This window comes from Rhizobium sp. P32RR-XVIII (assembly GCF_012641395.1).
Classification (GTDB): Bacteria; Pseudomonadota; Alphaproteobacteria; order Rhizobiales; family Rhizobiaceae; genus Rhizobium.
Window position 1 is genome coordinate 1 of the sequence record NZ_JABAIH010000026.1, and the last position, 21,491, is coordinate 21,491.

Annotated in this window: 17 protein-coding genes and 1 pseudogene; 4 read left to right on the forward strand and 14 right to left on the reverse strand. The window is 59.6% G+C overall.

The window, feature by feature from the left end; all coding sequences use genetic code 11:
• The first annotated feature begins 129 nt into the window (after window positions 1-129).
• Both HGP14_RS32075 and HGP14_RS32080 read left to right on the forward strand, forming a co-directional pair.
• Window positions 130-1,296, forward strand: coding sequence for an IS110 family transposase (locus HGP14_RS32075; RefSeq protein WP_168833858.1), 1,167 nt, complete (start codon window positions 130-132; stop codon window positions 1,294-1,296).
• A gap of 266 nt (window positions 1,297-1,562) precedes the next feature.
• A pseudogene (locus HGP14_RS32080) lies at window positions 1,563-2,602 on the forward strand (IS110 family transposase).
• A gap of 493 nt (window positions 2,603-3,095) precedes the next feature.
• On the opposite strand, the gene HGP14_RS36895 reads toward HGP14_RS32080, so the two are convergent.
• From HGP14_RS36895 to HGP14_RS32125, 10 genes are all read right to left on the reverse strand, one after another.
• Window positions 3,096-3,422, reverse strand: a complete 327-nt coding sequence (locus HGP14_RS36895; RefSeq protein WP_409527118.1) for a DUF6074 family protein — start codon at window positions 3,420-3,422, stop codon at window positions 3,096-3,098.
• A gap of 352 nt (window positions 3,423-3,774) precedes the next feature.
• Entirely contained in the window at window positions 3,775-4,728 is a 954-nt protein-coding gene (locus HGP14_RS32085; protein ID WP_312862240.1) for a LysR substrate-binding domain-containing protein, read from the reverse strand.
• A gap of 126 nt (window positions 4,729-4,854) precedes the next feature.
• On the reverse strand, window positions 4,855-6,654 hold the full coding sequence (locus tag HGP14_RS32090; protein WP_168833860.1) for a thiamine pyrophosphate-binding protein: 1,800 nt from the start codon (window positions 6,652-6,654) through the stop codon (window positions 4,855-4,857).
• Between the two features lie 89 nt (window positions 6,655-6,743).
• Window positions 6,744-7,721 carry a tripartite tricarboxylate transporter substrate binding protein gene (locus tag HGP14_RS32095; RefSeq protein ID WP_168833861.1) on the reverse strand — a complete coding sequence of 326 codons (978 nt, stop codon included), beginning with the start codon at window positions 7,719-7,721 and terminating at the stop codon, window positions 6,744-6,746.
• 167 nt (window positions 7,722-7,888) lie between these two features.
• The gene (locus HGP14_RS32100; protein ID WP_168833862.1) at window positions 7,889-9,364 is read right to left on the reverse strand and encodes an aldehyde dehydrogenase family protein; all 1,476 of its coding nucleotides are present in this window, start codon (window positions 9,362-9,364) and stop codon (window positions 7,889-7,891) included.
• Window positions 9,365-9,432: 68 nt separating this feature from the next.
• Window positions 9,433-10,716 carry an amidohydrolase family protein gene (locus HGP14_RS32105; protein WP_168833863.1) on the reverse strand — a complete coding sequence of 428 codons (1,284 nt, stop codon included), beginning with the start codon at window positions 10,714-10,716 and terminating at the stop codon, window positions 9,433-9,435.
• Window positions 10,717-10,758: 42 nt separating this feature from the next.
• Window positions 10,759-11,253, reverse strand: a complete 495-nt coding sequence (locus HGP14_RS32110; protein ID WP_168833864.1) for a hypothetical protein — start codon at window positions 11,251-11,253, stop codon at window positions 10,759-10,761.
• Window positions 11,240-11,605: a Rieske (2Fe-2S) protein gene (locus HGP14_RS32115; protein WP_168833865.1), complete on the reverse strand. Its 366-nt coding sequence runs from the start codon at window positions 11,603-11,605 to the stop codon at window positions 11,240-11,242. The genes HGP14_RS32110 and HGP14_RS32115 overlap by 14 nt, the downstream gene beginning before the upstream one ends.
• Window positions 11,606-12,079: 474 nt before the next feature.
• The gene (gene mgtA / locus HGP14_RS32120; RefSeq protein WP_168833866.1) at window positions 12,080-14,689 is read right to left on the reverse strand and encodes a magnesium-translocating P-type ATPase; all 2,610 of its coding nucleotides are present in this window, start codon (window positions 14,687-14,689) and stop codon (window positions 12,080-12,082) included.
• A 166-nt stretch (window positions 14,690-14,855) separates the two neighbouring features.
• Window positions 14,856-15,272, reverse strand: a complete 417-nt coding sequence (locus HGP14_RS32125) for an EF-hand domain-containing protein (protein ID WP_168833867.1) — start codon at window positions 15,270-15,272, stop codon at window positions 14,856-14,858.
• A gap of 348 nt (window positions 15,273-15,620) precedes the next feature.
• Between HGP14_RS32125 and HGP14_RS32130 the strand changes: the two genes are divergently transcribed.
• A complete protein-coding gene (locus HGP14_RS32130; RefSeq protein ID WP_168833868.1) occupies window positions 15,621-16,457 on the forward strand; it encodes a universal stress protein in 837 nt (278 codons plus the stop codon).
• A 122-nt stretch (window positions 16,458-16,579) separates the two neighbouring features.
• The gene (locus HGP14_RS32135) at window positions 16,580-17,401 is read left to right on the forward strand and encodes a universal stress protein (protein ID WP_168833869.1); all 822 of its coding nucleotides are present in this window, start codon (window positions 16,580-16,582) and stop codon (window positions 17,399-17,401) included.
• Between the two features lie 253 nt (window positions 17,402-17,654).
• On the opposite strand, the gene HGP14_RS32140 is transcribed toward HGP14_RS32135, so the two are convergent.
• From HGP14_RS32140 to HGP14_RS32155, 4 genes are all read right to left on the reverse strand, one after another.
• On the reverse strand, window positions 17,655-18,308 hold the full coding sequence (locus HGP14_RS32140; protein ID WP_168833898.1) for a BON domain-containing protein: 654 nt from the start codon (window positions 18,306-18,308) through the stop codon (window positions 17,655-17,657).
• A 213-nt stretch (window positions 18,309-18,521) separates the two neighbouring features.
• A complete protein-coding gene (locus tag HGP14_RS32145; RefSeq protein WP_168833870.1) occupies window positions 18,522-18,839 on the reverse strand; it encodes a hypothetical protein in 318 nt (105 codons plus the stop codon).
• A gap of 136 nt (window positions 18,840-18,975) precedes the next feature.
• Entirely contained in the window at window positions 18,976-19,428 is a 453-nt protein-coding gene (locus tag HGP14_RS32150) for a pyridoxamine 5'-phosphate oxidase family protein (protein WP_312862239.1), read from the reverse strand.
• Window positions 19,429-19,465: 37 nt separating this feature from the next.
• Window positions 19,466-21,370 carry a heavy metal translocating P-type ATPase gene (locus HGP14_RS32155; protein ID WP_168833871.1) on the reverse strand — a complete coding sequence of 635 codons (1,905 nt, stop codon included), beginning with the start codon at window positions 21,368-21,370 and terminating at the stop codon, window positions 19,466-19,468.
• Window positions 21,371-21,491 lie beyond the last annotated feature (121 nt).

Consider the following 21,491-nt stretch of genomic DNA (forward strand, 5'->3'; position numbering starts at 1 on the left):
TGATGTTATGGAGCAGGTCAATCCCTACTCCGCGACACCATCATTGTGAGGGACGACCACCAAGCCTTCAAACTCGGCTGGCTGGGCTCCGCCCGTTACACCATCTAGAAAACTCTCTGGAGGCCAACCATGCCGATCGCAGCAGATCAAACTCAAGCACAGACCGCTACCCCTATCGATCTTGGAGCAATTTTCGTTTCGTTGGAATTGAGCAAATCGACATGGCTCGTCACAGCTCTGTCGCCTGGCAGCGAAAAGATGTCTCGCCACACCGTCACCGGCGGCGATATCGCCGGCTTGTTCTCGTGTTTCGCCGTCCTTCGTCAGAAAGCACAGCGGCGCAAGAACCGGCTTTATCCGCTGGTGATCATCCAGGAGGCCGGGCTTGATGGCTTCTGGTTGGGGCGAGTGCTCAGCAAAGAAGCTTGGATTGAGAGCCATATTGTGGAGGCTGCATCCATTGCCATGCCCCGCCGCCATCGCCGGGCAAAGACGGATCGGATTGACGGTGAAACGCTGATCCGCGCTTTGATGGCGTGGAAACGTGGCGAGCCGCGTGCCTGCTCAATGGTCAAACTTCTCACACCCGAGGAGGACGACAATCGTCGGATCGGACGGGAGCGAAAGACCCTGGTTGCCGAACGTGTCTTCCACGTCAATCGCATAAAGGGGCTTCTCTTCACGCAAGGAATACGAGAGTACGAGCCTGTAAATCGAGATCGTCGCCAGCGTCTGGACGAGCTTCGAACCGGAGATGGCCGTCCGCTATCAAAACACCTAAAGGCGGAAGTCAGCAGAGAGCTTGATCGCCTCGAATTGATACTCACACAAATCAAGGCCGTAGAAGCAGAGCGAGATGCATTGATCGTGCGGGAGACGCCGGAAACGCCGGCAGGAGCAACGGCGCTTTTGGGGATCAGAGGAATTGGTCCAGAGTTCGCCACGATACTCTACACGGAAGGCCTGTTCCGACACTTCGAGAATCGACGGCAAATCGCATCTTACGCTGGGCTTGCCCCCTCCCCCTGGCAGAGCGGCAATGTCAATCGTGAGCAAGGGGTCTCGAAAGCGGGCAATCCGCGATTGCGAGCGACAATGGTCGAGCTTGCCTGGCTATGGCTCCGCCATCAACCGAGTTCGGCACTGACCTGCTGGTTTAAGCAGCGTATCGCTCGCAACGGCGGCCGTCTGAAAAAGCCGATGATTGTGGCTTTGGCCCGCAAGTTGCTCGTTGCCCTCTGGAGATACGTAAGTTCTGGCGTCGTTATTGAAGGAGCAATTATGAAAGGTGCCTGAAACGCAAAACGGCTGCGAACACAATTGTAATCCTCAGGGCCTGATCAGCCCTGACGGATCCAGGTGGGCGGACCGGGATTCCTTTTGGCTTCAACCGCCGATCTTGAGTTTGGTCCCGTCCTCCTGAGCCCGTGCCCGCGAAAGTGGGAAATTGGTGCTGTCGCGGAAGCGGCAACCGGATGTGATGAGGTGGAACGGCCCGCTCCGACAGCATCAAGTGCTAAAACGTGGCCGTTGCTCGAACGTCACAAAGGAGGGACCGTTCCATGAAACATGTTAGCACCATCGGGCTGGCCTTGGCCAAACACGTTTTCCAGGTTCACGGTGCCGATATCGAAGGCTCCCCCTTGTTCAATCGAAAATTGCGTCGCAATGAAGTGCTGCGCTTCTTCGAGAAAATTCCTCCCTGCCTAGTCGGCATGGAAGCTTGTGGTGGGGCGCACTATTGGGCGCGAGAGATCGCGAACTTCGGCCACAAGGTGCGCCTCATTCCGCCGGCCTACGTCAAGCCTTTCGTCAAGCGCGGCAAGACGGACGCTGCCGATGCGGAAGCCATCAGCGAGGCGGTGATCCGCAAGACCATGCGCTTCGTACCCATCAAGACCGCCGACCAGAAGCGGACGCGATGGTGCTGAAAACACGTGCTCTTCTGGTGCAGCAGAGAACGCAGTCGGTCAACGCCTTGCGTGCACATCTGGCTGAACTGGGTATCATCGCGGCTGGCGGTCTTCCCAACATTGCAGCGCTGGTGGCCATCGTTCGGAAAGATAAAGATACTCGACTACCCGCGGCGGCACGCTTCGCCCTCACGGCTATTGCCGACCAGATCGGCACCTTGGCCGATCAGATCGACGAACTCGAACGTACCATCGTTACGGAATCGAAGCGCGATGAGAGCATACGTCGACTGACAACGATCCCCGGGGTTGGTGCCATAACCGCTGCGACGATCAAAGCCTTGGTTCCGGATCCCGGCGGGTTTAAGTCCGGGCGGCACTTCGCCGCTTGGGTGGGACTGACCCCCAGGCCTCATTCCAGCGGAGGCAAAGAGCGATTGGGTAGAATCTCGAAAATGGGGAATCCCGAACTCCGTGTTCTCCTGGTCCTCGGAGCGACAGCCGTTATGCGGATTGCCCGGAACGATGAAAAGGCACGACCTTGGCTAAAGGCGCTACTTGCCAGACGTCCATTCAAGGTGGCCGCTGTCGCGTTGGCCAATAAAATGGCTCGGATCATCTGGGCCCTCCTGAATAAGGGCGGATTCTACAATCCTCCGGAACTATCCCCAAATGTAGCGGCAACCTGAAGAATATCAGGACTTATAACTGATCTGACCGGCGTCGGCCGACAGATGCAAGGTGCAACAGCAAACGATGAAGCCATGGGACGAAATTCCGAACGAGCGAAGCCGCCAACCTCAGTGCACTCCAAAGTGCGTGGATGTGATTCAGCTCCTCGTTTCGCGGATCTCATCGAGGCCAGCGGTCATGCACCGCCCTCACAGGCCGTACATATGAACGCACCGTCCTCGTGGCTCAGACCGTGGATCCGCCGACCAAGGAGAAATCGATGTCAACTGAATGAGCCATTGACAAAAAACCTGATGTGAACGGAATCGAACCGACGACCCCGTGGTAACTCATGGGATTCCCGTCGTTAGTGGCGTGATCGCGGAAGGGTACAAACAACTATGATACGGCTATACTTCTTTGAAGCAGCATCCCTGGCCAGCGTCAGGTTCAAAAGAAATCGGAAATACCGTCGGTATGATCAGCAGTTTGCTTCGAGGAGCAATAATTTCATAGCTGATGCCGACGCCGATTGAAGCACAACAACGTGACGATAGTCCCCGAATAAGCGGGAATGAGATTCCGTTTACTTAAACATGTCGATCGCGTGCCCCTATCGCGATCTCTATGGCCCCGCTGCCCCGCTCCGGCGGGGCTTTTTTCGCCCACTCTCGCCGAGCCCGCATGCTTCATCTGCCTGCAATGCGCATGGACTGCTCGCGATAGGACGTTATCCGCCTCGCGATTCGTTCTCGCCTTCGAGAGCTGGCGGGCAATCTTACTTGCGTGTCCCACCCTACTCGCAGATGGGAAGGGATCCGGACAGGCGGCGTCCAGCTGAAGAGCGGTAAGTCGTCACGCTACTCCGCGCCCATCTCTATAGCTGTGCGCCGGACTCGGTTGGGCGGCTACTTCGGGATACTGTTCCGTGCCACGAAGTCGCAGTTAACTGAGCCCGCCCGGTCCTTGAGGGACGGACAGCCAGCCGCCTTCTTGTTTTAGCGGTTCGGCCACCAACTCGGTTTGAAACGGGTGACTGGCGCTGACAACCGCTGCCGATTAACGCGCGCTGGGCCCATCTGACTAATACCGAGCCGCAGCGACGTAGGCATCCGGATGAGTGGTGGTGAGGATTGGTGCCAGGAAACACTGGCTGTGGCGGGCCGTCGATCCGGATGGCTAGGAGGATCTATATTAAGCGTGCCCACGGGCTGACGATGCTTAGATAGGCATTCGTCAGCTTTTCGATATGTCGAACGACACGCTCGTCGTCCAGAACTGGCACATGTGCATGCGGACGGACCATAAAGAGGGTGCGGGTAAGCGCGGGCCTGACTATTCGCCGGGCCCCTAGAGTCCCCGCACGGATTTCGTTGGCAATCAGGCTGTAGGGCACGATCATCGCCGCCGTTCCGGCCGATACCACCGCCTTGATCGACGCGAGGGAATGGACCTCCTGAGCGATGCGAATGTCGAGCCCCAGTCGCCTGGCCTCGCTTTCGACAATATGCCGGAGAATGCCGCGTTCGCTGCCGATCACAAGGTCATATTGCAGGGCCTCGGCGAAGCCGATGCTTTCCTCCTGCTCTTCCTGCGCCTGTGCGGTCACGAAGAGTAGATCTTCCTCCAGTACCGCCTTGCGTTCGAGGCCTAGCCATTCGCCGACATTGTTGAGGAATGCGACATCAAGCTGACCCTCCTCCAGCGCATGCAGCAGGGCTGGAGCTCGTTCCTCGACGACGCGGACCGTGACGTCCGGCATCGTCCGCCGCGCGTCAGTCAGAAGGTCGTGACCGAGCAGCAGCGCCATGGTGCGGCTCACGCCCAATCGAAGCTCGATCCGTTTGGCCGCTTTCAGCGCACGGACTTCCCTTGCCGCCTGATCGACGTCGTCGAGAATATGCTGCGCGTGACTATAGAGGAGTTCCCCCGCCGGTGTCGGCGTGATGCCGCGTGAATGCCGCACCAAAAGCTCAACGCCGAGTTCGCCTTCGAGCTGACGAATCTGCGACCCGAGTGCTGGCTGCGCGACGTTCAGCATCTCGGCCGCCGCAGTCATGTTGCCTAGGTCGACGACCTTGCGGAAGTAGGTTAGCTGCCGAAAGTTTATACCGCCCTCCTCCCAAAGCGCGACGACATCAATTCCCGTCGTGTTCGAAGGACCGGTCTTGGTTTCGTATCCAAAGTCAGGCGGCGGGCATACAGGTTATCTCTAACGCATATGCCTTTCTTGACAAGCGTCAAGTGCCGAGATGCAGCCTATCTTCGCTCAGCCTGTAAATTGAGTGATTGTGTCGACGAGAGCGGGAACGCCGCTCTTCACCTTGGCGATCGCCCGCTCCAGCGCTGCGCCGATATCTGCCGGATCCTCGATCGGCCCTTCCGCATACCAGCCGCAGCCGCGGGCGAGCGTAGCGAAATCCGGTGCCGGATCGAACAGATCCATGCCGATATGCGCGCGGTTGACTGGCGTGCCACGCTGCTCGGCGACGGTCACCTGGTGTTCCCAGTCGTTGTAGTAGGCGCGGTTGTTGTGCATGACGCAGAGGAACGGCACCTTGTGCTTGGCGGCAAACCACAGCGCGCCGACATCGAAGAGCAAGTCGCCATCCGTCTGGCAGTTGACGACGAGGCGGCCGGTGCCGCGATGGGCAAGCGCGATGCCGAGCGAAATGCCGATCTGCGTGCCGGGACCGAGCCCCCTGCCCGCCCAGCGATAATGCCTGTCGAAATCCCAGAGCTTCGGCGCCCAGTCCTCGAACGGGTTCGTGGTCAGCACCCAGTCCTCGTACCTGATCTTGTCCCAGACCTCGGAAGCAAGACGCGGCAGGGTGATCGGGCTCGCGTCCCAATTCTCATGCGCCTCCTCGCGCCACTTGGCCCGCTGGGCGTCGTGCATCGCGCCGACGGCGCGCGCCCGTTCGGCGATGCGGCTGGCCAATTTCGCATCGTCTTTCGCGCGATCCGTGATCATCGAGGTCAGCGTCGGCATGGCGAGCGCCGGATCGGCAAGCAGCCGTTGCGCGCAGTCGGGATAGCGCTGGTAATCGGCGGCCCATTTGGAAATCTCGATGTCGGCAAAGCCGATGTCCAGCCAGTCGCAGCCCTTCGGGAAAAGCGGCTTCAGGGTGCGGTTGATGCGGTCGTTGACATGCGTCGGCCGCTCCCAATCACGGCAGTCAAGCAGCGTGATCAGATCGGCCTGCTTGAAGATGTCCTTGCTCATGCGCATGTCGAGCGGATGTTCGGTCGGAAAGTTCAGCCGCCACTGCGTGTCGACCACAGGGGCGCCCAGCGCCTCCGCGAGCGCGACGGTGTTGGAAAAACCGTTCGGATCGCAGCCGATATATTGCGGCAGCAGCACCGGCCATTCGGCCGAAACGAGACGCTCCGCTGCCTCTTCCAATGCCTTCGGGTCCGGCGCTATGCGGCTCGGCGTCTTCGCCGATTCCGGCGATGGCAGGATAACCGGCGACTCCAGCGGCGCTTCCTGCAACGCGGCGTCGTAGCACATATAGATCGGGCCGCGCGGCTCGGTCATCATGATCGAATAGGCGCGAGCGAAGCTGTCGACGACGCCGTCGATGCCACCCGGCTGGTAGTCCCATTTCACGTAGTCGCGGACCTGGTTGCCCTGGACGTTGGCCGTATGCGCCCAGTCGACGCGCGGACGGCGTTTGCCTTCATCCATCGGGCCGGTCGCGCCGATCAGGAAGACGGGCGCCCTGTCGGTATAGGCCGTATAGACGCCGAGCGTGGCGTGAAGCAGCCCGACAACGTTGTGGACGATAACGGCAAGCGGCTGACCGGTCGCCTTGGCATAGCCATGAGCGATTTCGACGGCGATCTTCTCATGTTGGCAAACCAGCATCTCCGGCTCGTTGCCATTGTGATTGACCAGCGAGTCGTGCAGGCCGCGATAGCTGGCCCCTGGATTGAGCGTGATGAAGGGAAAGCCGTACTGCTTGATCAGATCGGCGATCACATCGGATTGCCATCCGAGCGGTGCCTGGTCTTCCGCCTTCTCCACGGTCGCAGCCTTCGCCTCGACCTTTTCCTGTATCGTCATTCGCTCCGCTCCTTGGGAAAAAACGGGGCGGCCGGCTTCTTCCGGCCGCCCCGATGACAGATCTGGTCAGTCCTTCTTCAGCGCCTGCTTCAGGAAGGCGACCATTTCCGGCGACTGGTCGAGAGCCTCCTTGACCGCAGCGGCAACCTTGTCGCCGACGAGCGGGTCGAGCGGCAGGCCGAGCTTCTCGGCCTTCTCGACGAACTCCGGATCGGAGTCGCTTCCGCATAAGCATCCCGCAACGTCTTCAGGATATCGTCTGGAATTCCGGCCGGGCCGACCGTCAGGCGGGAGATGTCGCCCTGCGATTCGACGAGGGCGATCGCCTTCTTCGCCTCCTCGTTATCGACCAGCGTCGAGAGCTGCGGGACATCCGTGTCCGATCCGCCGATCTGCGCCAGGAAGCGCCCTTTGCCTTCCTTGACGAAAGGCTCGAAGCTCGAGCGCGAACTGATTACCCCCTGCACCTCGCCACGCATGATCGCAAGCTGGTCGTCGTTGCCGCTGTAGCCGCTGATGACGTCGATAGGTAGCTTCAGCGCGCTGACGAGCATCGTCGTGTTGACCTCCGAAGCGCTGCCAACCCCCGAGGCGGAGAATTTGAGCCTCGTCTTGAGATCCTGCAGTTCCTTGAACGTCTTGATGTTCGTATTGGCCGAAACGACGACGACGCGCGGGTCCGAGGCGGCCTTGCCGATCCACGACATCTTGGTGAGGTCGAACTTGACGCCCTCGTTCCCGGTGAGTTGGCTGTAGACGAGGCCTGTGTTGAAGCTGCCAAAGGTCAGCCCGTCCGGCTTCGAAGCGGCGATGTAGTTTGCGCCGAGCAGATTGCCGGCGCCCGGCATGTTGCGGACGACGAAGGTCGACCCCGGCAGATGCTTCTGCATGAACTCGCAGACCAGCCGGCCATAGGTATCGTAACCGCCGCCCGGCTCGGTGGCGATAATGTAGTTGACGGTCTTGCCTTTGAAATAATCGGGTCCGGATTGCGCCATTGCAGCACCTGCCCAGCTCCCGATCAGAAGGGCGGCACCGGCCGCCATGCCTTTCGATAGAATGCCCATTGAGTTCCTCCCTTTTGGCTCCTCTCGCCCGGCGGTAACCCGCCGCATGGCTGCCCGCGCAGCCAATTCCTCCAAACCCGGACAGGCTCCTCAACCCGGCCGCGGCCGGACAACTCCCCGGCCTGTTCCTTATCCGTCGAAATGAGCGCGACGGTTGCCGGCAGCCGTCAGGCAGTCTGCGCCCGCGCGCCGGAGAAATTGATGTTGATGTTCTTCTCCTGCGTGGCGGCGAGAAGCTCCTCGAGACATTCCTCGCGTCCGAGGCCCGATTGCTTGTAGCCGCCGAAAGGCGCGCCGAGCACATGCTTGCTCGTGCCGTTCACCCAGATGTAGCCGGCCTGGACCACTGCCGCCGTCCTGTGCGCCTTTTCGAGATCGTTGGTGTAGATGGACGACGTGAGCCCATATTCGACGGAATTGACGTCCTTCAGCATCGCCTCCTCATCGGACCAGCGGATGACCGACTGGACCGGCCCGAAGATTTCCTCGCTGGCGATCCGCATCGATTGCTTGACGTCGACGAAGACCGTCGGCTCGATGAAACAGCCCTTGGCAAGCTTCTCGTCCTTCGGCGACCCGCCGCCATAGACGATGCGCGCGCCTTCCTGCCTGCCGGCCTCGATATAGCCGAGGACCCTCTCATAATGGGCGCGGCTGATGAGCGAGCCCATGGTCGTTGCCGGGTCAGTCGGCAGGCCGGGCCTGTAGCGGGCGATATGCCTGCCGATCCGCTCCACCACCTCGTCATGAATGGCGTCGTGCAGGAAAAGTCGGCTCATGGAGCCACAGGACTGGCCGCACCAGGCATAGTTCATGCCGCCGACCGCTGCGGCCGCCACCCGGTCCGGATCGGCATCCGGAAAGGCGATCAGGGCATTCTTGCCACCGAGCTCCAGCGCCACTTTCTTCAGCGTGTCGGCCGCCGAGCGCATGACCGCCCGCCCGGTCGGAACGCTGCCGACGAGAGAGACCGCGGCGATCGCCGGATGCGACGACAGCACGCTGCCGATTTCGCGGCTGCCAGTCAGCACGTTGAGCGTGCCCGCCGGAAACAGCGGCCCTATCAGCTCGGCAAGGCGAAGTCCGGAGAGCGGCGCCTGCTCCGACGGTTTCAGGATGACGGCATTACCGGCTGCAAGCGCCGAGGCGATCTTGCTCGCGCAGAACTGGAAGGGATGGTTGAAGGCCGTGATGCGGGCGACAATGCCGAGCGGCTCGCGTACCGAGAAATTGATGGCATCCGGACCGACGGGGATCGAAGCCCCCTTCATCTCCGTCACGAGGCCCGCGAAGTATTCGAAGCGCTGCACCGCCGAGACCGCATCCTTGACCATCGGCGTCATCGGATTGCCGCCATCGACCGCATCGAGCAGAGTCAGTTCCGCTCCGTGACGCCGGATCACCGCCGCTGCTTCCTTCATGATCTTGCCGCGCTCGAGCGGCAAGACCCTGCGCCATTCGGCAAAACCCTTCTGCGCCGCGGCAATCGCCAGTTCGGCATCTTCCAGGGTGGCTTCCGGGACCGGGCCGAGATCTTCGCCGGTTGCCGGGCTCGTGCTGTGCACCATCCTTCCGTTGACGGGCGCATGCCATCCGCCGCCATAAAACAGCGCCCGCTCGGCCGGGAAAACGATATCCGCCATGCTATACTCCTCCAGCTCCGCTCCGGCCTTCCGCCAGGCGATCCTGCGCAATCCGTCGAATGAAAGGTTCAGACCGCCGCCGGCTCACGAGCCGATGGCGCCACGGGCGCGCCGGCATAATTGCCGTACTTGATCAGGTTCTGCTTCTGCGCCTCGTTGCGCGGCGGCAGCTTGAAGAGCCGTGCCGCCGTTCCACCGATGATATTGTGTTTGGCCTTCTCGCTTAAGAACGGCAGGTCCCAGATCGTCGATGGCAGGTCGAAATCCCAATGCGGATAATCGGAGGCATACATGAGCTGCGTTTCGGCATTCATCATCCGGAATGTCGTCTCCAGAGCCTGCATGTCCTGGATTTCCATCGGCTGCGTCGAATAGAACATGTCGCGCATGTAGTCCGACGGCTTCTTCTTCAGGAGCGGACATTCCGACGGCCGCAGCATGTATTCGTGATCGAGCTTCTGCATCAGGAAGGGGATCCAGGCGAGCCCGGACTCAATCCAGAGGACCGGTAGCTTGGGAAAGCGCTCGCCCATGCCGTTCACGACCCAGTTGGTGCAGTGCAGAATGCTAAACCAGCTGAAGCCCAACGCATGCGCGGAGATGAAACGGTTGCAGCTCTGGAAGGTGGAAGAATTCCAGTTCGGACCCGAATGGAAGGCAAGCGCCAGGCCGCGCTCTTCCAGGGCCCGGTAGAGCTTCATATAGGCATTGTCGTAGACCGCCATCTTCTCGCGGACGGAAGTGACCATGAAACCACCGACGCCCTTACGGTCACCGAAAGTCTCAACCATGCGCAGACAGCCTTCCGGATCACTGAAAGGCAGACCGAGCATCGTGTACATCCGGCCTTGCGATTCCGGCACGACTTTCTCTGTCACCCAGCGCGCATAGGCCCAGGACAGCTCGAACTCCATCTCCTTTTGCGGATGCAGACCGATATTGAGCATGCCCGTTGGGAAAAGACAGGAATAGTCGACGCCCATCGCATCCATCCAGCGGAAGCCCAGCTCGACATCCCGCTTTGGACCCTTCTCGACGGAAGTCTTCTCGGAGGAGCGCATAGGATAGCGTGTCACGCGCCCACCCATGTCCTGCCAGCCATAGCCAACCGGCGAGATATGGCCGCGTCCCTTGGTGCGACTCGACAGCGAGAGTTGCTTGAAAACCTCATTCTCCATGAAGGGAATGATCTCAGAGAGGTTTTCGTTCTCGTAGTGATGCGCGTCGCAATCGACGATCAGCACATCTTCGTACTTGCGGTCGCGCGCCTGCTTGGCGGCATGGTCAAGCAGCCTTGTCGTATTGAGGTCCTCGACGGGAACCCGGCGACCACGGTCAGAAATAAGGTCCATGACAGTCCACTTCCTTCGAAATTGTTGAGGTCGGTTCGGCTACTAGCGGGAGCTCCAGCTCTGCCAGAGAGCGAGTTCGAACACCTGCAGGTCCACGGCCTTTAGCAGTGCCCCGCAGAGGACCATCGCGTCGGTCGCCGTCACGGTGGTCCGCTCGCCAAGCACGTCGAAATGGTTGCCCCTTTCGTCATTTGCCGCGTAGAGGCGGCAAAGCGCGCTCATCAGCGCCTGCTGCGCCCGGTGTTCGATGAGGTCGACGTTGCCGGCATCGACAACCTTCTCGATCTCGGCCGCCAATGCCAACATATGCGCGGACGTCTCGTTGGAGATGGGAGCCTCAGGCGCCGACTGCGCCGGAATACGGCGAAGGACTTCGACCTGCGGCTCAGATTCGCCGTTCTTCTTGCGCTCGACGATGCGGGCCGCTTCCGTGCCCGGTTCGATACCCCGGAAGACCGCCTTTACGAAGTCGACTTTCTCGGTCGCGGACGGCTCTTCGGTTGACAATTCGGATGTCGCGGCTTCAGACAACGACATAGATGTCCTCCCCTTTCTGCAGCACGGGATATTTGCGCAGGCGAACCCGCCGGTCAGCGATGTGCTGGCCGGTGCGCATGTCGTATTCATAGCCGTGCCAGGGACAGGCGAAGCTCATGTCCTTTTCGGAGAAGAACAATCCCATCGAGGTCTTGTCGGGCCGCAGCCGCTCCTCCACCCGCGCGATGATCAGCCCCTCGCAGGCGGGTCCGCCCTGGTGGACGCAATAATTGCTGTAGGCGAAGAACTCGCCCTCGTGTCTGAACACGCCGATTTCGTCATCGCCGATCCGGATGATCTGCCGCTCGCCATCCTTGAATTCGGACGATTTGCCGACGAATTGCTCAGCCATATGCTGCCTCCCCTTTCGAATTCTCACAGGGCAAGGCACCGCTTCCACGAAACAGCCGCTTACGGCGTCACCACCCTGTGTGAAGGAAAGTCTACATTCGGTGTCGCCGCGTCCAGAAGTTTCGCCGTTGCACAGCGATAGCTTTTTCTTTGGTGATGTGGACTAATGATAGGATCGAAGACCGTAACATGCGGCAGTTTGTTGCTCTTGAAGGGAGTCGAACCATCGGCCAGGCGATTTCCCTCGTGTGGCATATCGTTGATTTATGGAACTCGTGTCAAATTTCTAAAAGTTAGGCGGCGTCCAACATGGTCAAAGCTTATCAAATTCCGCTTCGATTTATCGTCGGAATTGCCGCCGAGTCATCGTGCCGCATCTATTCAATGGCTTCCGGCGCTCTAGTCTCAACAGCACGGACCCGACGCAAGTCCAGACCTCCGAACAGCGCCAGTGCATCGCAGCATTCAAAGTCCATCACTCGCCGATTTCTTCAAACGTCCGTACATCTCCAAGTGTTGGTACCCTCGGGGCTGGACCTCTCCTGTCCTGAGTGAAGAACCACGCTTTTGTCACTTCGGTAGCGGCGATGTAACCAAGAACGATGGCGACGATGGTCCCTAGCTGGATCGCCGAGAGCGGCACAAAGCCAAACATTGAACTCAAGCCACTGAGAAACGGAATGGCGAAAGTCGCGGCGGCCACTATGAGGGTTGACCACAACAACAGGGAGCTGGCTCTGCTTCTAAACGCAGGTTTGCGCGTTCGCAGAACGAGCACGACCGCGAGCTCTGTTAGCAGCGAAATCATAAACCATGACGTCTGAAAGATTGCTTCGCCGGCTTGGAACACGAAGAGCAGGATAGCGAAGGTCAGCAGATCAAAGACGGAACTGATCAACCCAAAGACGATCATGAATTTTTGGATGTCACTGACATTCCACCGCTGCGGACACAGAACTCGGTCTTCGTCAACATTATCGCTGGAGATCGCGATCGACGGTACGTCGGACAGAAAGTTGTTGAGCAGTATTTGCTTGGCGGCAAGCGGCAGGAACGGAAGGAGCGGCGTCGCCAATGCCATGCTCACCATATTGCCGAAATTTGCGCTAGTCGTGATCGAGATGTATTTGAGAGTGTTTGCAAAGGTTCGCCTGCCGTCTTCCACGCCCGAGCGCAGCACGTCCAGGTCGCGGCTGAGGAGGATGATATCGGCGCTTTCCCGGGCAACATCCACAGCCTCCTGGACCGAGATCCCGACGTCAGCCGCATGCAGCGCAGGCGCGTCGTTGATGCCGTCGCCGAGATAACCAACCGAGTGCCCCGTCCGTTGCAGGGCGCGCACGATCCGCTCCTTCTGCTGAGGATCGACTTCGACGAAAAGATCGGTGTGTGGTGCCAGATGCCACAGCGCTTCGTCCTTCAGTGTCGCGAGTTCCTCGCCAGTGATTATCGATTTTGAGTCGAGCCCGACGGCCTCCGCCAGATGTGTGGTTACGTAACGATTGTCGCCGCTGATCACCTTGATGCGGATACCGAGACGGGCCAGATTGTGGATCGTCCGTGCTGCGTCTGACTTCGGTGGGTCGTAGAAGGCGAGAAAGCCGCGAAAGGTCATCTCCCGTTCATCGTTGCGGTCATAGTCCGCCTTTGCAGCGATCTTTCGTGACGCGACCGCGAGAATGCGAAAGCCTTGATCGCCTTTGGCCTTGAAGATTACCTCGAGCTCGGCGCGCCGGTCAGCGTCCAGCGGTACGTTGACTCCATCCCGATCGAGCGTTGAACAGACGTCCAGCACGTTCGAGAATGCACCTTTGGTGACGACGAGGTGCTGCGACGCTGCCCTGGTTTCCGCAACGACGATGGTGAGCCGGCGGCGCATGAAGTCGTATGGGATCTCGTCGATCTTCGTGAAGTCGCCGGTGGTCAGGTCGGCGCTTTTTCCCGCCGCCAGGATCGCGGCATCGAGCGGGTTCTGGATGCCAGTCTCGAATGCCGCATTTAGAAAGGCAAGCAGCCGCACCTCTTGCGACGGCTGGCCTCCGGCGGCCAACACATCGCTGAGCACGATAGTGCCCTCGGTCAGTGTGCCAGTTTTGTCGGTGCACAGGATGTCCATGCTGCCAAGATTTTCGATGGCATCAAGTTGACGGACGATGACACCACGCTTGCTCATCGTCCGCGCACCAGCAGATAGGGTGACGCTGATGATCGCCGGCAAGAGCTCCGGCGACAGACCCACCGCAAGTGCAACGGCGAACAGCACGGATTCGATCCCCGGACGGCCGAGCAGCAGATTCACTGTGAGCACAAAAAAAACGATGACAATCATCACGCGGATGAGCAGATAGCCAAACTGTCGGACGCCACGCGAGAAGTCGGTCTCGGGCTCGCGGTCTTTTAGCCGTTCCGCGATAGCGGCGAATTGAGTTTGTTTACCGGTCTTTACGGCGAGGACCTTCGCCGTACCGCTGCGCACCGACGATCCGAGAAAGACGGCATTGGTGCGTTCGGTGATAGGTGCTTCCGGACGAGCGATCCCGACCCGCTTTTCGACTGGAAACGACTCTCCCGTCATGCTCGCCTGGCTGACAAGGAAGTCCTGCGCCTCGATAACGAGCCCGTCAGCCGGGATCAGATTGCCTGCCGAGAGGAGGATGAGATCGCCGGGTACGATCGTGCTGGCGGCCACTAACTGCTCGATGCCATTCCGCACCACCCGGCACGTCAACGCCAAGCGCTTCTTCAGCTCTTCGACCGCCGTGGATGCCCGGTATTCCTGAAAGAAGCTGAGGATCGAACTGCCGAGGACGATCGCAAGGATGATGGCGGCGTCCACCCATTGCCGGAGCACCAGCGAGATCATAGCTGCGAAAACCAGGATGAGGACGAGCGGGCTCTCGAACTGACGAATGAACAGGCGGATCGCACCCAGTTCGGCGGAATCCTTGACACTGTTGGTGCCAAACTGCCTAAGCCGCGCTGCGGCATGCACTGAAGACAAACCTGTCGGCCCCGAGCCGAGCCTCACGGCGAGAGTGGAAGCGTCCTGACTCCAGTAGGGAGCTTCATCGCCGGGCCAGTTCATTTGCTTTTTCCGATCGTCATAGCGAGCAGCTACCAACGCCCTCTGGGATCGCCCTCTCGCGACACCAGGCCTCACGCATCAGGACGTGCCGCCAAGGCAAATCCCCACCAAGAAGAGGTGCGCGGTTTTCCTCTCTTTCTTTCAGCGTCGGGCACCCCACCCACTATCACTCCCGCATGAACGTCTGCATTTCTTCGGGCGTGACTTTGCCATCCTTGTTGGCATCTGCCCTGTCGAAAATCCGTTTGTGAATGGTTACCACCTCGTCGAACGAGAGCACTCCGTCTCCATCGACATCCGCGACCGCGAACATCACTTTCATCATGTAGCCTCCCATCATCGGCATGCCGGGCATTCGGCCATCCGCCATCATTTGCCCGTACATCATTGGCATTCCGCCGGCGCCGCTTCCTGGCATCATCGGCGTGCCGCTCATTGGATATCCGGGCGTCATGCCTGGTTGGGGAGATTGCTGCGCTTGGCCTTGAGCTTGTCCGGTCGTCTGGCCAACCGCGACGGTCGCCGCGCCGGCAGCGACGATTGCCGTGAGGATGGCCACATGCGAAAATTTCGAGGGCGTCATCTGATCTCTCCTTCTAGTTTTGAGAGCTGTTCGACATCAGCAGCACTCACTTCCGCCCGCCTGCGTTGACGGCGTTAGGTTTCAGGCTAGGCCCAGAAGGATTTTTGCGATTTGCGTTAAATCAAATCTGCCCCCATCGCATTTGTTGCATCCATCAGGGCATCGCCCATTCGGTCCCTCTGGATTGATAGGGTGATGTTCCCTGGCACTTCATGCTCTGTTTCCAGCTGCCCACGTCAGAGATGGTCGGGCTGCGGGAAGCAGCCGCGCCGCATTTGCGGAAGATCAATGAGGAGCGTCTCGACGCGACCTAAACTGCGCCGATCTGCAACAGGAAAGGCGAAAACCATGACCATCAAAACCATTCTGAGCGTCCTTGGCGTCAATCACTTCCATGAAGATTTGAAAGGCGCCATTGACTTTTGTGAAACGCACGGTGCCCATCTCACCGCGCTCTTGGTATCCATGGGCATGCCGGCGACCTTGGGCGCGTACGAGGCAGCCGTGTCGACCGTCTGGATCGAAGAACGGCAGCGGAAGATCGACGCGCTCGCCAAGAAAGCGGAAGAACTGAGGGCAATACTCGGCCGAAGCGAGACATCATTTGATGTGCAGGAGGTCTACGCTGAGTTCGCTTTCGCGGATGAAGATATCGCCGAACGCGCGCTTTATGCGGATCTCGTCCTTGTCGGCCCGCAGGCTGCCCGCGACGAAGAACTTCAGATGCGGGTTGTCAACGGAGCACTGTTTCAGTCACCGGCTCCGATGCTCATCAATCCTAAACGCATAAACGCTGGGCTTGCTCCGAAGGCCATCCTGCTCGCATGGGATTCGAGCGACGAGGCCGCGCGGGCTGCCCGCCAATCGATGGAGTTTCTGCAGTCAGCCGGCAAAGTGCATGTGACGCTGGTCGATCCGGTGGCCTCACGCTCCGCCAACGGCGAAGAGCCCGGCGCCGATGTCGCTACCTTTCTTTCGCGTCACGGAGTGAAGGTCGATGTCGACTGCATCACCAGCGGCGGCCGACGGGTCGATGAGGTCTTGCGTCAGCATGCCATGGACGTCGACGCCGACATGATTGTCATGGGCGCATACAATCACCCGCGGCTCCAGCAACGTTTGTTCGGAGGCGTGACACGATCCATGCTCAAGGACGTCCAAGTCCCCCTGTTCCTTGCCCACTAACGGCAATGCGCACCGAGAGGCACCCGGTGCGTCCCAGACCAGCTCAGACGACCGCAAGTCGATGAAGGCAGCATGGTGTCTACAACCAATCCGGCACACAGCCAAGATGAGGAGAATACGTCATGAAAGCTCACTTTCATCTGCCCTTGCTTACCTACCCGGATGCGAGCTCTTTTACACTGATCCGGAACGCGGTTGATTTTGCGCGGCACCAGAAGGCTTGGCTCCACGTCAATGCGTTTCAGGCGAAGATCCCGACAGTATTCCCGCCATTTCCGTCGATCGTCGATGTTGAAAAAATGAGGGCCGACGCCGAGCGCTCCAGCCGATATCGCGCTTCGGAGCTCAGCGAGACTGTACGCGACTACGCCGGCAAGGCCGATGTAGCCGTGACGATATCATCGCTGGACGCGCCTGAGGCTCTCGTCGACGACAGAATTGCGGAGGTCTCGCGAATTTACGACCTCTCGGTCATGGAAACTTCTCCAACAGCCAGTTCCGCCGTCCAGCGCGTGCTGTTCGAAAGCGGGAGACCGCTACTCTTACTACCAGCGGATACTGATGGCGGACGAATCGATACGGTCGCAATTGCACGGGACGGCAGCGCAACTATGGCGCGGGCGCTGACAGGAGCCCGGCTGTTTTTGGACAAGGCTTCCAAGGCTGTGCTGATCTCGGTCACGGACGACAAGGAGATCGATGCCGATCTTCGCAGTAGCTTCGCGGCAACACTTCGCGACGCCGGTCTTGCTGTCGAGATCGTCGCTACAGGTTCTCGTGAGCATTCCGCAGCCGGCACAATTCAAGTCGTCGCCGCTGAAAGTAAAGCAGACCTGCTGATCGCCGGAGGCTTTGGACATTCGCGGTTGCGTGAGCTGATCCTGGGAGGCGTAACGCGATCCTTATTTAGCAGCCTCGATATGCCGGCTCTCCTCTGCCACTAGGCCTTGGGTTACATGAGCCATCAAAGGGCTTGTCTTGACCGACGACTTTGTGCTTCGAACGCTCGCGACAAATCGATCTTCCGCTCAAACGTCAACGGTGATGCTCCCGCCAGGAATGATGACAATGACCAAGCGGCGCGGGAGAAGTGTTGCAGTCGATTGACGCGGCAATTCCGGTGAACGGCAGCGAGCGTTCTTCCGCTTGTTCCGGCGCGGCGGCCGTGGGGTCGCCGCAGTTGGATGAGAGGGACGTTCAGCCCACCGAAAGCTGGTCATCGAGCGTGACAACGCCGGGCGCAGACCATACTGCTCGCTCGGCCGCCTGTCGCTCGGACCAGGTCTTCACTTTGCCTTTCAATGTCACTTTGCCGTCCGCAATATCAACATCGACGCGGATAGCTTGTGCGTCAATCTCAGCGCCCCGTTCAAACGCGTTTTCGATACGCTTCTTAACGTCGGCCACGCTGATACCCGGTTCAATCTCGATAAGGTTCGAGACGCCTATAACGCCGGCGAGATCCCTAACAGCATCGCCGGCCGCATGCCTCTGATACTGCCATTCGACCTTGCCGATCAGAGTGATCCAGCCCTTCGATACGCGAAGCTGAACTGCGTCTTTGGGTATTGCCACGTGCCAGTCGATGATGCTCAGTGCCCGGCGTGCGATATCGTCGTCATCTGTCTCCTTCGGGCCGAAAATCCGAACTTCGATTTCCTGAGCAATGGCGCGCACACCTTTCACTCGCCGCACGACTCGCTCGGCGGCCTCTTTTTCGGCGTATGTGCTCACATGGCCGGTAAGAGTGACAACGCCGTTGTCGACTGCGACTCCGATCTCGGCGGCATCGATGCTCGGCTCGAATTCAAGTTCGTCCAGAATGCTTTGTCTCAATGCGAGGTTTTCCATGACCTGACTCCTTGAGTTCCTCACTCGACATACTTTAACAAACCTCGCGAAGTCATCTTTGATCGGTATCAACTCTGCTTGGGCACGAGGCTTTTGCTCATGTCCCAATGATCGATGCGCCCCGTTGGCGAGCACCGAGAGCGCCGCGTTCAGGAGTGTCAGGTCATCGGCGTTGTCATGATGTCTTGGGGTGCACAGCCGGGCGTTTCTATTCTAACGCCGCGGAGACTCGCGCACGATATCGATATCGTCGGCCTGTTCCTGCGCACTCCTCAGCAATTCCTCCGCGTATTTCTCCGCCGAGGAAATATCGGAACTACACAGCTTGGCATCCTGGCACTTGCGGTCGATGGCATGTCGAACGGCCTCCATCAGAGCCGACCGCTCTTTCGGATCGTGGAGGCGAAGGAGACGCGTGAGCGCTGTGACTGCGACGAGTTCGAGGATCATCAGACGCCCCTCGATCTCACCAAGCGAGGGAATCGCCTTGCCCGGTTCTCCTCCGAGACGGTCGCGTTTGGCTCTGAGCATGGTCTGATCCTTTTTTTAAAGTCTTCGAGCAACTTGCGGAAATTCACCGGAGCGACATTGATCAGGATCAATCAGACAAGCGTCGACGGTAGCTCACGTCCAGCCAACGGTCACGCCACGAGAGCTTTTCTTCCGGTCAGTTCCTGCACGACCACCCGAAAGAACACTGCAGTGGGCGCACTTTTGATTTCCCTGGATTCCGGCTTTGATCCCCCCGGCTCCCACCAGTCGTTGTGGCGTTCCAGGGCCGCCCAGCATGCATGCGCTCGTCGTGCCACTCTTCGGTGTCCGGCAGCTCCTGGTACGTGCCTCGCGACACGACACTCACCCAGCAGCGGTGCTCCCGCAACTCGTCGACCTCGATGCAGACATGCGGGTTGTCCCGCATCCACTCAACCTTCTGGCCAGGCAAGGAGAACCCGTAAAACCAGTTTCCAACAAACGCGTAGTGTATGGGGACTATATATGCCCAATTGTCTTTCGCGCATGCCAATCTGGCAAGCCGCTGGCTGGAGAGGAAATCAACGCACTCCTTCCATTTCATTTCAGTGATGATCATTGCGAGCCTCTTTCTTAGGAGGAGTAGCATGCGCGCCGAGGGCGCCCTCTGCGTTGATCCGCGTCAATTATGGAAGAATCGGAACGCCATGGCCGGATTTGCTCTCCGATCCTACCGGTCGCAGTGCTCGCAGGGCATTGAGGATAACGGCGACGTCGATCACCTCCTGCAGCAACGCACCCTGCACCGGCAAGAGAAATCCGCAGGCGGCGGCGACCATCCCGGCCATTGAAAGGCCGAGACCCACAATAACGCTTTGGCGGGCGATGACGATCGTTCTGCTGGCAGCTGTCAGTGCGATGGCCAGCGGATCGAGACGGTCCACGAGCAAAACCACGCCGGCCGCCTCCGACGATGCCGCCGCTCCTCGCGCCCCCAACGCGACACCCACGTCGGCGGCGGCAAGTGCCGGGGCATCATTAATGCCGTCGCCTACCATCATCACCGGACCGAAGTGTCGAGCAGAGTTAACGCAGTCGACCTTTGAAGCGGGACTCTGCTCGCCGAGAACCTCTTCGATGCCGAGTGCTTCACCGACGCCCCTCGCTACCTCCAACCGGTCCCCCGAGGCCAGAATTATTCTGGCGATCCCCGCATCACGTAGCCTTCGAAGCACGCCAATTGCTTCCGGTCGCACCGGGTCGGCCATAACGATCAGCCCCGCCGCCACGCTATCGACCGCAACCGCCACCACTGCCTCGCCCGCGCTGCGTCCAGAAAGAAAGGCGCGCGGACTGCCCTTCAAGACGCGGCGTTCCACAAATCGGCTGCCGCCGACGACCACGTGACGCTGATCGACAGTTCCTTCGATCCCTTCTCCAGGGAACTCGCTGACATCGGCGGGCAGCGCCAGGTTCAGGCCGCGTTCGCGCGCGGCGGAAATGAGCGCCGCGGCCATGACGTGGCCGGATGCTTGATCGAGGGATGCGGCGAGACGAAGCAACTCGTCCTCACCAATCCACTCGGCGCACTTGATCGCGACAATGGTCGCCATGCCATGGGTGAGTGTGCCCGTCTTGTCCAGGACGGCGACGCGCACGCGGCTCAGAGCCTCCAGCACTCCTCCGTCCTTCACGAGGCATCCAACGGCAGCGCAGCGGGAAATGCCCGACATGATAGCGACGGGTACAGCAAGGATCAGCGGGCAAGGCGTGGCTATGACGAGAACGGCAAGCGCACGGCGCGGATCACTGGAGACGAACCACGCGGCCAGAGCGAGAGACACAGTCACCACGAGGAACATCAGCCCGTAACGGTCTGCAAGACGAGCCATCGGCGCTTTGCTTTCCTGCGCGGCTTTGACGAGACGAATGACGGCAGCGTAGGTGCTTTCGGATGCCGGGCGAATGGCTCTCATATCGAAGACGCCTGCAAGTGAGGTGCTGCCGCTCAGAACTTCGTCATTAACACCGTGTTTGCGAGGGATGGCCTCCCCGGTCAAAGCGGACTCGTCGAGGAGAGCTTGATTTGTGACGACGATTCCGTCGACAGGTATGACCTCGCCTTGACGCACCATAAGGCGGTCGCCGGCCTTGATTTCGGTGATCGGTACCTCCTGTAGGCCGCCCTTATCGTATCTGAATGCAGTCTGGGCCACCCTGCCCATCAGCGCGGTCATCTCACGGGCTGCGCGTCGCGATGCGTATCCTTCCAGCATCTGACCGCCGGCATACATCAGCGCGACGACATTGGCGGCCAGAGGCTCGCCGAATGCAAGAGCGAATGCCATCGACAGTGCTGCCACGATATCCAGGCCGAAATCGCCGCGGCGCAAGGATCGAAAAACCTGCCGCAACAGCGCGCCAAGAATCGGCAACGTGGCGATCGTCCACGCAAGCCGGGCAACAATTGGATCTTGGAGCAGGGTGCAGATCAGCCCTGTGGAGAGTCCAACGGCCGCGATCAGTAGGAGCCACACGCCTTGGACTTTGGAAAGGGAGATAGCCGCTCTGGTCGCTGCGTTCAGGGCCATGATCCGCTCCACTACGGTGGCTGACGCAAAGCTCGCCGATATTCTACGAAGCCGCGATCAACTCTCTGATCAAAGCCTGTCCATCAGATGTCGCATTGATCTGTCTCAACGGCGAATAATA

Excerpts from the sequence above, each read along its gene's own strand:
- HGP14_RS32075 (WP_168833858.1), top strand. The coding sequence starts at position 130 with ATGCCGATCGCAGCAGATCAAACTCAAGCACAGACCGCTACCCCTATC.
- HGP14_RS32090 (WP_168833860.1), bottom strand. The coding sequence starts at position 6,654 with ATGACGATACAGGAAAAGGTCGAGGCGAAGGCTGCGACCGTGGAGAAG.
- HGP14_RS32095 (WP_168833861.1), bottom strand. The coding sequence starts at position 7,721 with ATGGGCATTCTATCGAAAGGCATGGCGGCCGGTGCCGCCCTTCTGATC.
- HGP14_RS32100 (WP_168833862.1), bottom strand. The coding sequence starts at position 9,364 with ATGGCGGATATCGTTTTCCCGGCCGAGCGGGCGCTGTTTTATGGCGGC.
- HGP14_RS32105 (WP_168833863.1), bottom strand. The coding sequence starts at position 10,716 with ATGGACCTTATTTCTGACCGTGGTCGCCGGGTTCCCGTCGAGGACCTC.
- HGP14_RS32110 (WP_168833864.1), bottom strand. The coding sequence starts at position 11,253 with ATGTCGTTGTCTGAAGCCGCGACATCCGAATTGTCAACCGAAGAGCCG.
- HGP14_RS32115 (WP_168833865.1), bottom strand. The coding sequence starts at position 11,605 with ATGGCTGAGCAATTCGTCGGCAAATCGTCCGAATTCAAGGATGGCGAG.
- mgtA (WP_168833866.1), bottom strand. The coding sequence starts at position 14,689 with ATGAACTGGCCCGGCGATGAAGCTCCCTACTGGAGTCAGGACGCTTCC.
- HGP14_RS32125 (WP_168833867.1), bottom strand. The coding sequence starts at position 15,272 with ATGACGCCCTCGAAATTTTCGCATGTGGCCATCCTCACGGCAATCGTC.
- HGP14_RS32130 (WP_168833868.1), top strand. The coding sequence starts at position 15,621 with ATGACCATCAAAACCATTCTGAGCGTCCTTGGCGTCAATCACTTCCAT.
- HGP14_RS32135 (WP_168833869.1), top strand. The coding sequence starts at position 16,580 with ATGAAAGCTCACTTTCATCTGCCCTTGCTTACCTACCCGGATGCGAGC.
- HGP14_RS32140 (WP_168833898.1), bottom strand. The coding sequence starts at position 18,308 with ATGGAAAACCTCGCATTGAGACAAAGCATTCTGGACGAACTTGAATTC.
- HGP14_RS32145 (WP_168833870.1), bottom strand. The coding sequence starts at position 18,839 with ATGCTCAGAGCCAAACGCGACCGTCTCGGAGGAGAACCGGGCAAGGCG.
- HGP14_RS32150 (WP_312862239.1), bottom strand. The coding sequence starts at position 19,428 with ATGCTACTCCTCCTAAGAAAGAGGCTCGCAATGATCATCACTGAAATG.
- HGP14_RS32155 (WP_168833871.1), bottom strand. The coding sequence starts at position 21,370 with ATGGCCCTGAACGCAGCGACCAGAGCGGCTATCTCCCTTTCCAAAGTC.